This window comes from Streptomyces sp. NPDC001796 (assembly GCF_042892355.1).
Classification (GTDB): domain Bacteria; phylum Actinomycetota; class Actinomycetes; order Streptomycetales; family Streptomycetaceae; genus Streptomyces.
The window spans coordinates 54,694-70,003 of sequence record NZ_JBIAUC010000005.1; the positions used below are offsets into that span (position 1 = coordinate 54,694).

9 protein-coding genes are annotated in these 15,310 nt (G+C 72.2%); 7 read left to right on the forward strand and 2 right to left on the reverse strand.

The features are described 5' to 3' along the window. Nucleotides 1–58 precede the first annotated feature (58 nt). The 3 genes from ACFYZE_RS12365 (at nucleotide 59) to hflX (ending at nucleotide 5,621) form a co-directional block, all read left to right on the forward strand. Nucleotides 59–2,242: a RelA/SpoT family protein gene (locus ACFYZE_RS12365; RefSeq protein WP_388991547.1), complete on the forward strand. Its 2,184-nt coding sequence runs from the start codon at nucleotides 59–61 to the stop codon at nucleotides 2,240–2,242. 213 nt (nucleotides 2,243–2,455) lie between these two features. After that, nucleotides 2,456–3,958: a M1 family metallopeptidase gene (locus ACFYZE_RS12370; protein ID WP_388991549.1), complete on the forward strand. Its 1,503-nt coding sequence runs from the start codon at nucleotides 2,456–2,458 to the stop codon at nucleotides 3,956–3,958. Nucleotides 3,959–4,130: 172 nt separating this feature from the next. Continuing rightward, nucleotides 4,131–5,621 carry a GTPase HflX gene (hflX, locus tag ACFYZE_RS12375; RefSeq protein WP_388991551.1) on the forward strand — a complete coding sequence of 497 codons (1,491 nt, stop codon included), beginning with the start codon at nucleotides 4,131–4,133 and terminating at the stop codon, nucleotides 5,619–5,621. 99 nt (nucleotides 5,622–5,720) lie between these two features. Here the strand turns inward: hflX and ACFYZE_RS12380 are convergent, their stop codons facing one another. Further along, on the reverse strand, nucleotides 5,721–6,944 hold the full coding sequence (locus ACFYZE_RS12380) for a trypsin-like serine peptidase (RefSeq protein ID WP_388991553.1): 1,224 nt from the start codon (nucleotides 6,942–6,944) through the stop codon (nucleotides 5,721–5,723). Between the two features lie 402 nt (nucleotides 6,945–7,346). On the opposite strand from ACFYZE_RS12380, the gene ACFYZE_RS12385 reads away from it, so the two are divergent. The 4 genes from ACFYZE_RS12385 to ACFYZE_RS12400 all read left to right on the forward strand — a co-directional run bounded on the left by ACFYZE_RS12385 (nucleotide 7,347) and on the right by ACFYZE_RS12400 (nucleotide 13,998). After that, nucleotides 7,347–8,711, forward strand: coding sequence for a diaminobutyrate--2-oxoglutarate transaminase family protein (locus ACFYZE_RS12385; protein ID WP_388992403.1), 1,365 nt, complete (start codon nucleotides 7,347–7,349; stop codon nucleotides 8,709–8,711). 392 nt (nucleotides 8,712–9,103) lie between these two features. Next, nucleotides 9,104–10,984, forward strand: coding sequence for an IucA/IucC family protein (locus ACFYZE_RS12390; RefSeq protein WP_388992406.1), 1,881 nt, complete (start codon nucleotides 9,104–9,106; stop codon nucleotides 10,982–10,984). Between the two features lie 70 nt (nucleotides 10,985–11,054). Beyond that, nucleotides 11,055–11,855: a GNAT family N-acetyltransferase gene (locus ACFYZE_RS12395; protein ID WP_388991555.1), complete on the forward strand. Its 801-nt coding sequence runs from the start codon at nucleotides 11,055–11,057 to the stop codon at nucleotides 11,853–11,855. Between the two features lie 145 nt (nucleotides 11,856–12,000). After that, on the forward strand, nucleotides 12,001–13,998 hold the full coding sequence (locus ACFYZE_RS12400; protein ID WP_388991557.1) for an ATP-dependent DNA helicase: 1,998 nt from the start codon (nucleotides 12,001–12,003) through the stop codon (nucleotides 13,996–13,998). A 209-nt stretch (nucleotides 13,999–14,207) separates the two neighbouring features. On the opposite strand, the gene lexA is transcribed toward ACFYZE_RS12400, so the two are convergent. Beyond that, nucleotides 14,208–14,987: a transcriptional repressor LexA gene (gene lexA / locus ACFYZE_RS12405; RefSeq protein ID WP_388991559.1), complete on the reverse strand. Its 780-nt coding sequence runs from the start codon at nucleotides 14,985–14,987 to the stop codon at nucleotides 14,208–14,210. Nucleotides 14,988–15,310 lie beyond the last annotated feature (323 nt).

The window sequence follows — 15,310 nt, forward strand, 5'->3', positions numbered from 1 at the left end:
TGCGCCGCGAACGCCAGCAGGCACTCCGTCCGCCGGTCGACGCAGCCGGAGGTGCCCAATGAGTGCGGAGGCCACGAACCCTGCCGATCCCGCCCCAGCGACGCCCGGGGCCCACCGAAGGAAGAGCCGTGCCCGGCTCGACCTGCGCCGGCTGGGCCGGGCCGCGCTGCTCGGCCCCGCCACCCGCGACCGGCTGCCCGACGCGATCGGCCACGTCGTCGAGGCCCACCGCGCCCACCACCCCGACGCCGACCTCGAACCGCTGCGCCGGGCCTACCTGTTGGCCGAGTCCTCGCACCGGGGACAGATGCGCAAGAGCGGCGAGCCGTACATCACGCACCCCCTCGCCGTGACGCTGATCCTCGCCGAACTGGGTGCCGAGACCACGACCTTGACCGCCTCCCTGCTCCACGACACCGTCGAGGACACCGACGTGACGCTCGAGCAGGTGCGCGAGGAGTTCGGCGAGGAGGTGCGCTACCTCGTCGACGGTGTCACCAAACTGGAGAAGGTCGACTACGGAGCGGCCGCCGAGCCCGAGACCTTCCGCAAGATGCTCGTCGCCGCCGGCAACGACGTCCGCGTGATGTCGATCAAACTCGCCGACCGGCTGCACAACATGCGCACGCTCGGCGTGATGCGGCGGGAGAAGCAGGAACGCATCGCCAGGGTCACCCGGGACGTGCTCATCCCGCTCGCCGAGCGCCTCGGCGTCCAGGCGCTCAAGACCGAACTCGAGGACCTCGTCTTCGCGGTCCTGCACCCCGAGGAGTACGAGCACACCAGGGAACTCATCGCCGAGAACGCGGCGCACGGCGACGATCCGCTCGCCGCGACGGCCGACCAGGTGCGCACGGTGCTGCGCGAGGCCGGGATCCCGGCCGAAGTCCTCATCCGGCCACGGCACTTCGTCTCGGTCCACCGCGTCTCCCGCAAGCGGGGCCGGCTGCGCGGCGCGGACTTCGGACGCCTGCTGGTGCTCGTGAACGAGGACGCCGACTGCTACGCGGTCCTCGGGGAACTGCACACCTGTATGACCCCCGTGGTCTCGGAGTTCAAGGACTTCATCGCCGTCCCCAAGTTCAACCTGTACCAGTCGCTGCACACCGCGGTCACGCGGGAGGACGGCGAGGTCGCCGAAGTCCTCATCCGCACCCACCAGATGCACAAGGTGGCCGAGGCCGGAGTGATCGCGCTCGGCAATCCCTATGCCCCCGCCTCCGACGATCCGGCCGACGGCGAGCGCGCCGACCCCACCCGGCCCGGCTGGCTCTCCCGGCTGCTTCAGTGGCAGCAGGCGGCGCCGGACACCGACACGTTCTGGTCGTCGCTGCGCGAGGACCTCGCCCAGGACCGGGAGATCACCGTGTTCCGCCCCGACGGGGGCGCGCTGGGGCTTCCGGAGGGCGCCAGTTGCGTGGACGCGGCGTACGCGCAGTACGGGGAGGACGCGCACGCCTGTATCGGCGCCCGGGTCAACGGCCGGCTGGCGACGCTGAGCACAGTCCTGAAGGACGGCGACACGGTGCAGCTCCTCATGGGCCAGGACCCGGCCTCGGAGCCGTCGCGGGAGTGGCTGGAGCACGCCCATACGCCTGCCGCGCGGATCGCGATCCAGCGATGGCTGGCGGCGCATCCGGTGTCCGCCGAGACCTCCGGTGGCGCGTCGGCGCCTGGCGCCCGGGACTCGCTGGACGGCGCCGACCCGCACGTCGGCGGCCTCGGGACCGCCGCACGCCCGCCGGCCCTGCCCGCGCGCCCCACCACGGACGCGCCCGGCGTGCGCACCGCCAACGCCGTCGTGGACCTGCCGGGCGCTTCCGTGCGGCTCGCGGGCTGCTGTACGCCGGTGCCGCCGGACGAGGTCGCCGGCTTCGCCGTGCGCGGGGGTGTGGTGACCGTGCACCGCGTCGAGTGCGCCGGAGTGGAGCGCATGAGGAACGCCGGGCGCCAGGAGGTCGGCGTGCGCTGGGGGGACACCACCGAGTGCCGGGTCACGCTCGTCGCGGAGTCCTTCGGCCGCCCGCACCTGCTGGCGGACCTCACCGAGGCCATCGCCCTGGAAGGCGTCGCCATCGTCTCGGCCACGGTCGAGCCCCCGAGCCAGCAACGCGTACGCCACACGTACACGCTCCAACTCCCGGACGCCTCCCACCTGCCGTCCCTGATGAAAGCGATGCGGAACGTGCCGGGGGTGTACGACGTGAGCAGAGCCCAGCACCCGGCGACGACCGTGCACTGACGCCGACGACCATGCCCTGACGCCGTCGCAGGGGCTGCCTGCCCGCGCTGTCGGGCGCCCCCGTACCGCCTCCGCCTGACGTTCCCGTTCGGCCGCCGCCGGACCCACCGGGCGGCCCCCGACCTGATCAGCCGTACCCCCGGCTGAACCCGTTCGGGTGGGACCGATGCGCGTCGGACACGTCCGCGCAGTGCGCGCTGATAGCGGTGTTCCATGCCGCTCAGCCTTCGTTCCGTCACGCCAGGTGTCCACCGTGCCAAGGCGGCCCTGCTCGCCTGTGCCGTCTCCGGCTGTCTGATCGCCGCGAGCGCCCCTCCGGCCGCCGTCCCCCTCGGCGTCGGCGACCGGCTCTACCCCACGCTCGGCAACCCCGGATACGACGTCCGGTCGTACGACCTGTCCTTCACCTACACCGGCGACAACAGCAAGCCGCTCACCGCCGTGACCACCATCAACGCCCGCACCACCCAGCGGCTGGACCGCGTCAACCTCGACTTCGCGCACGGCACGGTCGAGTCCGTCGACGTCAACGGCCTGCCCGCGGACTTCACCGCCGCGGGGGAGGACCTGGTGATCACGCCGGGCGTCCCGCTCCCCAAGGGCAGCCTGCTGCGCATCACCGTGCGGCACACCAGCGACCCCGTCTCCGGCAAGGACCGGCAGGGCGGTTGGGTGCGCACCGACGACGGGCTCGCCATGGCCAACCAGGCCGACGCCGCCCACCTGGTCTTCCCGTGCAACGACCACCCGTCCGACAAGGCGATGTTCACGATCCACGTGACCGCGCCGGACGACTACACGGCCGTGGCGAACGGTGTCCCGGTGAGCACGCGGCGAAGCGGGAAAACCACCACCTGGACCTACCGCACCCGACACCCCATGGCCACGGAACTCGCCCAGGTGTCCATCGGCCGCACCGCCGTCCTGCACCGCACCGGCCCCCACGGCCTTCCCGTCCGCGACGTGGTCCCGGCCGAGGATCGGGCGAAGCTCGAACCCTGGCTGGAGAAGACGCCCGACCAGATCGCCTGGCTGGAGAAGAAGGTCGGCGCGTTTCCCTTCGAGACGTACGGGGTGTTGATCGCCCGGGCCAAGACCGGCTTCGAGCTCGAGACGCAGACGCTGTCCCTCTTCGAGAAACACATGTTCACCGAGCCCGCCTTCCCCAGGTGGTACATCGAGTCGATCATGGTGCACGAGCTGTCCCACCAGTGGTTCGGCGACAGCGTCAGCCCGCGCACCTGGTCCGACCTGTGGCTCAACGAGGGACACGCCACCTGGTACGAGGCCCTGTACGCGGACGAGACGGCGCACCGCTCCCTGGAGGCACGGATGAAGGCCGCGTACGGACTCTCCGACGGCTGGCGCGCCTCCGGCGGCCCGCCCGCCGCGCCCGAGCCTCCGAAGCCCGGCCGGAAGATCAGCATCTTCCGGCCCAACGTCTACGACGGAGCCGCCCTGGTGCTGTACGCCCTGCGCCAGGAGATCGGCGCCACCGCCTTCCAGCGCCTGGAGCGGGCCTGGGTGGCTCTGCACCACGACTCCACGGCGACCACGGCCGACTTCGAACGACTGGCGTCCGACACCGCCGGACGCGATCTGAGCGCCTTCTTCCAGGGCTGGCTCTACGGCGAGAGGACCCCGCCCATGCCCGGCCACCCGGACTGGAAGAGCGAGCCCGCCGAGAGCGCCAAGGGCGCCGAACAAGTCGGATGACGGGACGGGCCGTGCCGTGGGACCATCATCAGGTCGGCGGCGCGGCCCCCTCGGGGCGGGTGACCGGGAATCCTCCGGGGCACCCGAGCGTTGAGACAGGTGACGACGTCTGTGACGGGCACCCAAGGCCGCCACTCCGTCACCGCAACATTCCCATCGACGTAAGGACCCAATGACCTCCTCTTCTTCCCCTTCCCAGGACACCAAGCGCCTCGCGCACGCCTACGCCGAAGGTCTTCGGGCCGATGCCCTGATGGAAGAGGACGTCGCCTGGAGCCACGAGATCGACGGAGAGCGGGACGGCGACCAGTTCGACCGCTCCGAGCGCGCGGCCCTGCGCCGGATCGCGGGCCTGTCCACCGAGCTCGAGGACGTCACCGAGGTCGAGTACCGGCAGCTGCGCCTGGAGCGCGTCGTGCTCGTCGGGGTGTGGACGTCGGGGACCGTGCAGGACGCGGAGAACTCCCTGGCCGAGCTGGCCGCCCTCGCGGAGACCGCGGGTGCGCTCGTGCTCGACGGTGTGATCCAGCGCCGTGACACGCCCGACGCGGCCACCTACATCGGCTCCGGTAAGGCGAACGAGCTGCGCGACATCGTCCTCGAGACGGGCGCGGACACCGTCATCTGCGACGGTGAGCTGAGCCCGGCCCAGCTGATCCATCTCGAGGACGTCGTCAAGGTCAAGGTCATCGACCGTACGGCCCTGATCCTGGACATCTTCGCCCAGCACGCGAAGTCCCGCGAGGGCAAGGCGCAGGTCGCGCTCGCCCAGATGCAGTACATGCTGCCGAGGCTGCGCGGCTGGGGTCAGTCGCTGTCCCGGCAGATGGGCGGCGGCAGCGGCGGCCTCGCGACCCGCGGCCCCGGTGAGACCAAGATCGAGACGGACCGGCGGCGGATCCGCGAGAAGATGGCGAAGATGCGCCGGGAGATCGCGGAGATGAAGACCGGCCGCGAGATCAAGCGCCAGGAGCGCAGGCGCCACAAGGTGCCCTCGGTCGCCATCGCGGGCTACACCAACGCAGGCAAGTCCTCTCTGCTCAACCGCCTCACCGGCGCGGGCGTCCTGGTAGAGAACGCGCTGTTCGCAACCCTCGACCCGACCGTGCGCCGGGCGCAGACCCCGAGCGGGCGGCTGTACACGCTGGCGGACACCGTCGGTTTCGTACGGCACCTGCCGCACCACCTGGTCGAGGCGTTCCGCTCCACGATGGAGGAGGTCGGCGACTCCGACCTGATCCTGCACGTGGTCGACGGATCGCACCCGAACCCGGAGGAGCAGCTGGCCGCCGTGCGCGAGGTGATCACGGACGTCGGCGCCACCGACGTGCCCGAGATCGTCGTGATCAACAAGGCGGACGCGGCGGACCCGCTGGTGCTCCAGCGGCTGCTGCGGATCGAGAAGCGCGCCATCGCGGTCTCGGCCCGCACCGGCCAGGGCATCGAGGAACTGCTCGCGCTCATCGACGACGACCTGCCGAGGCCGTCGGTCGAGATCGAGGCCCTGGTGCCCTACACGCACGGCCGGCTGGTCGCGCGCGCCCACTCCGAGGGCGAGGTGATCTCCGAGGAGCACACGCCGGAGGGCACCGTGCTCAAGGCCCGGGTGCACGAGGAACTGGCGGCGGAACTGGCGCCGTACGCGCCGGCTTCCGCCCTCTGATCCACGGCGCAACGGTTCGAAGCCCGCTCCCTGCGAAGGGGAGCGGGCTTCGCTTTCTTCAAGGGCGTCCGGGGACGAACGACGGCGAGGCGGGGCGCGTCACTGGTCCGCGAACTTGCTGCTGACCCCCTCGTAGACCCCCTTGGCCACCGTGCCCAGTCGCGGCCCGGCCAGCCAGCCGGAGGTCACCGGGCCGATCGAGGTGTTGGAGACCAGGGCGGGCTTGCCGTCCGCGCCCGTCTCCACCCAGCCGCCGCCGGACGCACCGCCCGTCATGGTGCAGCCGATGCGGTACATGGTCGGGTCCGTCCGCCCGAGCGAGAGCCGGCCCGGCTTGTCCTGGCACCGGTACAGCTTCTGGCCGTCGTACGGAGGCGCGGCCGGGTAGCCGGTCGCGGTGATGCTGTCGACCTTCGGAACCGCCGGCGCGTCGAAGTTCACCGGGAGCGCCGAACCGACGGTCTCCTCCAGCGACTTGCCGCCGTTGCCCTGCTCCGGCGTCACATGGATGACGGCGAAGTCGTACGACGCCCCCTGACCGCCCGTCTCGCCGCCCTGCTCGATCCACTGCTCGGAGGTCTGCGCCCAGTCACCCCACCAGACACCGTACGGGGCGATCTCCTGCCGCGTCGCGTTCCGCAACTCGGCCGCCCCCAGCCCGGAGTCGTTGTACGCGGGCACGAAGGCGATGTTGCGGTACCAGCCGCCGTTCCTGCCCGCGTGCACGCAGTGGCCCGCCGTCCACACGAGGTTGGACTTCCCGGGGTGCGCGGGGTCCTCCACCACGGTTGCCGAGCAGACCATCGTGCCCTTGGGGGAGTCGAAGAACACCTTTCCCGCCGTGGGCGCGTTGTCGTGGTACGCGGTCGGCACCGCCTGCGCCTTCACCGGCGCCGGGGTCGGGTCCGTGACGCCCTGGTCGCCCGAGAGGTCGCCTGAGTCCACCTTCTTGGCAGGGTCATTGGCCTTGCGCATCCGGTCCGGGTTCCACAGGCCCTTGATGATCGGGTTGATGAAATCGTCGGCCTCGCGCAGCCAGTCGTCCTTGTTCCAGTTCTTCCAGGCGCCGTTCTTCCACTTGTCGATGTCGATCCCGTGCTGCTTGAGCTTCTGCTTGATGTCGTCCGGGATCTTGATCTTGCCGTCGCCCGTGGAGGACGCGGACGCGCTCGCCCCCGCGTGCGCATCGCCGCCGCCCGAGTCGCACGCGGTCGCGGTCAGCGCCAGCGCCACGGCGAGGCCGACCGCCGCCGGTACCGGGGAGGTTCTGCGGCGCGCACCGCCCCCCGAGCGGACGGCGAAGAGCGGTCGTATCGGTCGCATGGTGGAACTCCCCCTGGAAGGAACGGTGTCGGGCAGTGGCGTACCGCCGAGCACGACGGTAGGCAACGGATGATCATCCGCTTCCGCTGAACGGCATCACACACTATGCGTCCGCTGTGGGGGAGTTCCCACGGAACGGCAACGGTTCGGCCACAGCCGTCCGATCCGGACGATCGTCCAGAGCCCAAAGATCTTCTGCCCGCCCGCTTCCCCGCGCCGCTCGGGTCGTTGGTAGGTGCGGGGGCCTGCCGTCCCGGCCCGGGCCTCGGCCATCGCCTCTGAACAGCGGGAGGAACTGACGTCGTGACCGTGACGGAGACTGCGGTGGTGCCGGTGGAGGGCGCGTCGGAGGGGCGCGCGGGAGCCGAGAAGGGGAGCGAGGGAACCTCAAAGACCGAGCGTGTGCGCGGGGCGCACGAAGGCATTCTGCGGCGGCAGTCGGCGCGCGAGTCCGCGGCGCGCACCTACGCGCGCGCCCTCCCGATCGTGCCCGTGCGGGCGCGCGGGCTCACCATCGAGGGCGCCGACGGACGCCGCTATCTGGACTGTCTCTCCGGAGCCGGCACGCTGGCCCTCGGCCACAACCACCCGGTGGTCCTGGAGGCGATCCGGAAGGTCCTCGACTCCGGTGCGCCGCTGCACGTCCTGGATCTGGCCACACCCCTGAAGGACGCCTTCACCACGGAGCTGTTCCGCACCCTGCCGCCCGCCCTCGCCGATCGCGCGCGTGTGCAGTTCTGCGGACCGGCCGGGACGGACGCCGTCGAGGCGGCACTGAAACTGGTGCGCACGGCAACCGGGCGAAAGGGCCTCCTCGCCTTCACCGGCGCCTACCACGGGATGACCGCGGGGGCGCTCGAGGCGTCCGGGGGCGCGGGCGACGTCCGCGTCACCCGTCTGCCGTTCCCCCAGGACTACCGCTGCCCGTTCGGGGTCGGCGGCGAGCGCGGTGCCGAACTGTCCGCCCGCTGGACGGAGTCCCTCCTCGACGACACCAAGTCGGGGGTGCCGCTGCCCGCCGGGATGATCCTCGAACCGGTCCAGGGCGAGGGCGGGGTGCACCCGGCGCCGGACGCGTGGCTGCGCCGCATGCGGCGGATCACCGAGGCCCGGGCCATCCCGCTGATCGCGGACGAGGTGCAGACGGGCGTGGGCCGCACCGGACGCTTCTGGGCGGTAGAACACAGCGGGGTGGTGCCCGACGTGATGGTCCTGTCCAAGGCGATCGGCGGCAGCCTGCCGCTCGCCGTCGTCGTCTACCGCGACGACCTCGACGTGTGGAAACCCGGCGCCCACGCCGGCACGTTCCGCGGCAACCAGCTCGCCATGGCCGCCGGCACCGCGACCCTCGCGTACGTCCGCGAGAACCGCCTCGCCGAGCGCGCGGCCACGCTCGGCGCCCGCATGCTGGACCGGCTCCGGGGCCTCGCCGCCGAGTTCCCGTGCGTCGGGGACGTACGCGGCCGGGGCCTGATGATCGGCATCGAGCTGGTGAACCCCGAGTCCGCATCCGACCCGGCGCCCCCGGACTCCTCCGCCGCCCCGCCCGGGGGCACCGGACCCCGCCCCGCCGCGCCGGCGCTGGCCGCCGCAGTGCAGCGGGAGTGCCTGCGGCGCGGTCTGATCGTGGAGCTGGGCGGACGGCACGCGAGCGTGATCCGCCTGCTGCCGCCGCTGACGATCACCGACGAGCAGACCGACGCGGTCCTGGACCGGCTCGCCGACGCGGTGGCCGCGGTGGCCGCGGGGCCGGTGGCCCATCCCTGAGCCCGCCGGCCCTGCCCTTCGCCCGCCCTGGCCTCCGCCGAGACGGGCACGAGGACCGGCCGGCGGCCCGGCACGACCTCGGTGGGCCCCTGCGACCTTCACCGGCCCCGGGGTCACCACATCCGCACCGCACCCGCTCCCGCACCGACCGGCCCGTCGCCGTACGAGCCGGAACGACTTCACGAGGTACGCCCTTGAACGCCACCCCCACCCACGACGGGCCCGCCTACGACGGCCCCGCCTACGACGGCCCCGCCTACGACGGCCCCGCCTACGACGGCCCTGCCTACGACGGCCCCACCCACGACGGCCCCACCCACGACGGTGATCGCCCCGCCTCCGGCGGTCACGGCCCCGGCTCCGAGCGGGGCGCCGGCCGCGCGTGGACCACCGTGCCCCCGGGATCCCGTGCGCTGCCTGCGCAGCAGCGGACATCACCGGAGGCCGACGAGCCGCGCGGCACCGCCGCGGACCCTCTGGACCACCCCGACCCCCACACGGCGGCCCAGGCCGCGACCGTGGAGAACCTGCTGCGCTGCTGGGTCCGCGAGAACGACATCACCGCCCCCGCCGACGGCACCCTGCGCATCCCGCTGCTCGCCGGCGGTACGGCCCTCCTCGTCCCGGTCCACCACTGGTCCCCCACCGGCTGGCACCGCTTCGGCCTGCCCCGCCTGGCCGGTGCCCCGGAGCAGGCCCCGCCCGTGGACGCGGTGACGGTGGCGGCACTGCTGGCACGGGAGACGGTGGGGGCCGCCGCACCGGCCCCCGCCCCCGCCGTGGCCGCACCGGCCCCGGAGCCGGGCGCCGTGCCCGACCACGTCACCGATCTGCTGGCCCGGGTCGCCGACTCCGTACGCCGCACCGCCACCTTCCTCACCTACCGCCGCGAGCGTCCCGCGGACGGCGCGGACCTCTTCCTCTCCGCCGAACAGTCCCTGCTGCTCGGACATCCGATGCACCCCACGGCCAAGAGCCGTGAGGGCCTCTCTGACACCGAGGCCCGGCTCTACTCACCCGAGCTGCGCGGCTCCTTCCCTCTGCACTGGTTCGCGATCGCACCCTCGGTGCGCGCGGCCGACTCGGCATGGACGGAAGGCGGCCGGCCCGTGCCCGCCGACCGGCTCACCGAACGGCTCGCCGGCCCTGACCTCCCGCTGCCCCGGGGCTTCACCGCACTGCCGCTGCACCCCTGGCAGGCGCGCGAGATCCGGCACCGCCCCGAGGCGGCCGCCCTGCTGGACGCCGGACTGCTCCGGGACCTCGGCCCCCACGGCACGCCCTGGCACCCCACCTCCTCCGTCCGCACCGTCCACCGCTCGGGCGCCCCCGCGATGCTCAAGTTGTCCCTGGGCCTGCGCATCACCAACTCCCGGCGGGAGAACCTCCGCAAGGAACTCCACCGGGGCGTCGAGGTGCACCGTCTGCTGCGCGGCGGCCTCGGCAGGCAGTGGCGCGCGGCGCACCCCGGCTTCGACATCGTCCGCGATCCGGCCTGGGTCGCCGTGGACGACCAGGACGGCAACCCGCTGGCCGGGCTTGACGCGGTGATCCGCCACAACCCCTTCGCCCCGGCGGACGACGCCTCCTGCGTCGCCGGACTCCTCTCGCCCAGACCCCGCCCGCACCCCGACGGACATCGGCGCCCCGCCATGTGCTCGCGGCTCGCCGAGATCGTCACCCGTCTGGCCGGACGCACCGGGCGCTCGCGCGGGGCCGTCGCCGCCGAGTGGTTCCTGCGCTACCTCCACCACGTGGTCCGCCCGGTGCTCTGGCTGGACAGCGAGGCCGGCATCGCCCTGGAGGCACACCAGCAGAACACCGTGCTCCTGCTGGACGCGGAGGGCTGGCCCGACGGCGGACGCTACCGCGACAACCAGGGCTACTACTTCCGCGCGTCCCGCCGCGCCGAACTCGACGCACGGCTGCCCGGCATCGGCGAGCACAGCGACACGTTCGTCTCCGACGAAGTCACCGACGAACGCTTCGCCTACTACCTCGGCATCAACAACGTGCTCGGACTCATCGGAGCGTTCGGCTCCCAAGGCCTCGCCGACGAGCGGCTGTTGCTCGCCGCCTTCCGCCGCTTCCTCGCCGACGCCGCCACCGGTCCGGACCGGCTGCGCACGTCCCTGCCGGTCCTGCTGCTCGACTCACCCGTCCTCAGGTGCAAGGCCAATCTGCTGACCCGGCTGCACGGCCTGGACGAACTGGTCGGCCCGGTGGACACCCAGTCTGTCTACGTCACCGTCACCAACCCGCTCCATCCCTGACCCGGCCGTCACGCACCGCCCGGAGCCCCGAGGAACATGACCCGTCCCGTCTTCTGAGAGGAGCGTCGCCGTGTCTCCCACCGACGCGAGCACCGGCACCGGCACCGACACCGGCACCGGCACCGGCACCGCCTCCGTGGAGCCCGTCACCGCCCCGGCCCCCGGTGCCGGCGCTCCATCCGGCACCAGCCCGAACTCCGGCCGCGACTGTGAGGAAACCCTCGATCTACGGCTGCCCGGGGAGTTCCTGGCGCTCCGCGTCCAGGAGGAGCCGGGCGCGTCGGCCCTTCCGCCGGACGACGACCTCCTCGACCATGTCGCCGACTGGGGCGCCACGACGACCCCCGTGGGTGTCTTCCACCTCGTGCCGGTCCACCTCGGCCGCGATCTCCCGCTGATCGTGCGCTGGATGAACGACCCCGCCGTGGCGGTCTTCTGGGAACTCGCCGGAAACGCCTCGGTCACCGAGCGGCACCTGCGCGCCCAACTGGCCGGTGACGGACGCAGTGTCCCCTGCCTCGGCGTGCTGGACGGCACCCCCATGAGCTACTGGGAGATCTACCGCGCGGACCTCGACCCCCTGGCCCGCAACTACCCCGCCCGTCCCCACGACACCGGAATCCACCTCCTCATCGGCGGTGTCGCCGACCGCGGGCGCGGCCTGGGGTCCGCACTGCTCCGCAGCGTCGCCGACCTCGTCCTCGACCGGCGTCCCTCCTGCGCTCGCGTCGTCGCCGAACCCGACCTGCGCAACACGCCCTCCATCGCCGCGTTCCTGAGCGCCGGCTTCCGGTTCTCCGCCGAGGTCGACCTGCCCGACAAGCGGGCCGCCCTGATGGTCCGGGACCGGGCGCTGCGCCATCTGCTCTAGATCCTCACACCAGCATCGTCACTGTGCGTAACGATGCTCCTCCCGCATCTCACCACCCCGGCACCCCCGCACCACACATGAGCCTTCCGTGCGCCGAGGCATGCAGCGCCCGTTTGTCAGTGCCGCACCGTAGGGTGGTCGCGCTATGACAAAGCCCTCACTCCCCGAACTCCTCCACGCAGCCGTCACAGCCGTCGGCGGCACGGAGCGCCCCGGCCAGGTGGCCATGGCCCAGGCCGTCGCGGAGGCGATCGACGACGGCTCCCATCTGCTGGTCCAGGCCGGCACCGGCACCGGAAAGTCGCTGGGCTATCTGGTGCCGGCGCTCGCACACGGGGAGCGCGTGATCGTGGCGACCGCCACCCTGGCGCTGCAGCGGCAGCTCGTCGAGCGGGACCTGCCACGCACGGTGGAGGCACTGCACCCGCTGCTGCGCCGCCGCCCGGAGTTCGCCATGCTGAAGGGCCGGTCGAACTACCTGTGCCTGCACCGCCTGCACGAGGGAGTGCCGCAGGACGAGGAGGACGGCCTCTTCGACCAGTTCGAGGCAGCGGCGCCCACCAGCAAGCTGGGCCAGGACCTGCTGCGGCTGCGCGACTGGTCCCAGGAGACGGAGAGCGGCGACCGCGACGACCTCACCCCCGGCGTCTCCGACCGCGCCTGGGCCCAGGTGTCGGTCTCGTCCCGGGAGTGCCTGGGCGCCTCGAAGTGCGCGTACGGCGCCGAGTGCTTCGCCGAGACGGCCCGTGAGCGGGCCAAGCTCGCCGAGGTCGTCGTCACCAACCACGCGCTGCTCGCGATCGACGCCATCGAGGGTGCCCCGGTCCTCCCGCAGCACGAGGTGCTGATCGTCGACGAGGCCCACGAGCTGGTCTCCCGGGTGACGGGCGTCGCCACCGGAGAGCTCACCCCCGGCCAGGTCAACCGTGCGGTGCGCCGCGCGGCGAAACTCGTCAACGAGAAGGCCGCCGACCAGCTCCAGACCGCGGCCGAGGGCTTCGAGCGGCTGATGGAGCTGGCCCTGCCCGGCCGTCTTGAGGAGATCCCGGAGGACCTCGCGTACGCACTGATGGCGCTGCGCGACGCCTGCCGCACGGTGATCTCCGCGATCGGCGCGACCCGCGACAAGTCCGTCCAGGACGAGGACGCGGTGCGCAAGCAGGCACTGGCCTCCGTGGAGAGCGTGCACGACGTGGCGGAGCGGATCACCAACGGCTCCGAGTGGGACGTCGTCTGGTACGAGCGCCATGAGCCCCGAGGCGGAGCCGCATATCGATACAGTGGCGCCTCTCTGCGCGTCGCCCCCATGTCGGTGTCGGGACTGCTGCGGGAGAAGTTGTTCGCGGACCGCTCGGTCGTCCTCACCTCCGCCACGCTGAAGCTGGGCGGCGACTTCAACGGCGTCGGGGCATCACTTGGCCTGGCCCCCGAGGGCACGGAGGGCGACGAGGCGCCGAAGTGGAAGGGCGTGGATGTCGGCTCCCCCTTCGACTATCCGAAGCAAGGCATCCTGTACGTCGCGAAGCACCTGTCACGCCCCGCCCGGGACGGCGAGCGTGCGGACATGCTGGACGAGCTGACGGAGCTGATCCAGGCGGCCGGCGGCCGCACCCTGGGCCTGTTCTCATCGATGCGGGCCGCGCAGCTCGCCGCGGAGGAGCTGCGCACCCGTGTCCCCGAGTTCCCGATCCTGCTCCAGGGCGAGGAGACCCTCGGGGAGCTGATCAAGAACTTCGCGGCGGACCCGAGGACATGCCTCTTCGGCACACTGTCGCTCTGGCAGGGCGTCGACGTCCCCGGGCCCAGCTGCCAGCTGGTGGTCATGGACAAGATCCCTTTCCCTCGTCCCGACGACCCGCTGATGAGTGCCCGCCAGAAGGCCGTCGAGGAGGCCGGGGGCAACGGCTTCATGGCCGTCGCGGCCACGCACGCCGCGCTGTTGATGGCTCAGGGCGCCGGCCGGCTCGTACGGGCGTCCGGGGACAGAGGTGTGGTCGCGGTCCTGGACCAGCGGCTCGCCACGGCCCGCTACGGCGGCTATCTGAAGGCGTCCCTGCCCGACTTCTGGTACACGACCGACCGCAACCAGGTCCGGAAGTCCCTGGCGGCGATCGACGCGGCGGCGAAGGCCCAGGGCGGGTAGCTCCCGTCCGCACGCGTCTCCCTCGGCGTCGGCGCGAGGCCGAGGCCCGCTCCGACGCAGTGGCGGGGAGGGAGAAGTGCGGTGTGGCGGTGCACTGGCCGGGAAGGAATGCGGCGTGCCCGGCCGCGGACAGCATGGGGCCCCGGAACCGGCGCAGGGGTCCCGGGGCCCGGATCAGGGGCGGGCGTCCGTGCGCCCGCCGCGGAGGGTCACACCCGCCGCAGTACCGCCACCACCTTGCCGAGGATGGTCGCCTCGTCGCCCGGGATCGGCTGGTACGCGGAGTTGTGCGGGAGCAGCCAGACATGGCCGTCCTCGCGCTTGAAGCGCTTCACGGTGGCCTCGCCGTCGAGCATCGCGGCGACGATGTCACCGTTCTCCGCGACCGGCTGGCGGCGGACCGTGACCCAGTCGCCGTCACAGATCGCGGCCTCGATCATGGAGTCGCCGACGACCTTCAGGACGAAGAGCTCACCGTCACCGACGAGCTGCCTCGGGAGCGGGAAGACATCCTCGACCGACTCCTCGGCGAGGATGGGGCCGCCGGCCGCGATCCGGCCGACCAGGGGGACGTACGACGCGGCGGGCTTGCCCGCGGTGTCGGTGGGCTGCACGGAGGACGCCTGGTCGGAGCCGCGCACCTCGTACGCGCGCGGCCGGTGCGGGTCGCGGCGCAGGAAACCCTTGCGCTCCAGTGCCATCAGCTGGTGTGCGACCGAGGAGGTGCTGGAGAGGCCGACGGCCTGGCCGATCTCCCGCATCGACGGCGGGTAACCGCGCCGCTGTACCGAATCCCGGATGACCTCGATCACCCGGCGCTGCCGCTCGGTGAGCCCGGAGCTGTCCGCCCGGATGCCTGGAGGCCGACCGGGCAGGGACCTCTTGGGCCCCTCGGGGTTCGTGGCTTCGTTCATGGCATGCACCGGCTCGAGTCGGCCCTGGGAGCGGTCCTGGGCAGTGATGATGGCACTGTCTGCGGTGGTGGTCACGTCGTCGGCCCCTCTCGATGGTCTCCCGTGCAGCACAACGGTAGTTGCTTTCGAAAGGTTGCGCCAAACACACGTTCGAGTGAAAAACCGGGAATTGCCTGACGTGATCAGGGCTCCAGGTGTATTGAGCGGACGCCTTCCGGCAGGTGGAAGTGCCCGCTGCTGTACTCTTCACCGCCGGGGCGAGGGCCTTGTGGGCCGCCACGGACGGCGCTCAGTCTGCCATCCGATGCGCCGCGGGCCGCGTAACGGCCCCGCTTCTCCATGTGGCGTCCACCGTATCCGCGCATGGCCCGAATGGGTATGGCCGTGCGGCACATGCC

Excerpts from the sequence above, each read along its gene's own strand:
- ACFYZE_RS12365 (WP_388991547.1), top strand. The coding sequence starts at position 59 with ATGAGTGCGGAGGCCACGAACCCTGCCGATCCCGCCCCAGCGACGCCC.
- ACFYZE_RS12370 (WP_388991549.1), top strand. The coding sequence starts at position 2,456 with ATGCCGCTCAGCCTTCGTTCCGTCACGCCAGGTGTCCACCGTGCCAAG.
- hflX (WP_388991551.1), top strand. The coding sequence starts at position 4,131 with ATGACCTCCTCTTCTTCCCCTTCCCAGGACACCAAGCGCCTCGCGCAC.
- ACFYZE_RS12380 (WP_388991553.1), bottom strand. The coding sequence starts at position 6,944 with ATGCGACCGATACGACCGCTCTTCGCCGTCCGCTCGGGGGGCGGTGCG.
- ACFYZE_RS12400 (WP_388991557.1), top strand. The coding sequence starts at position 12,001 with ATGACAAAGCCCTCACTCCCCGAACTCCTCCACGCAGCCGTCACAGCC.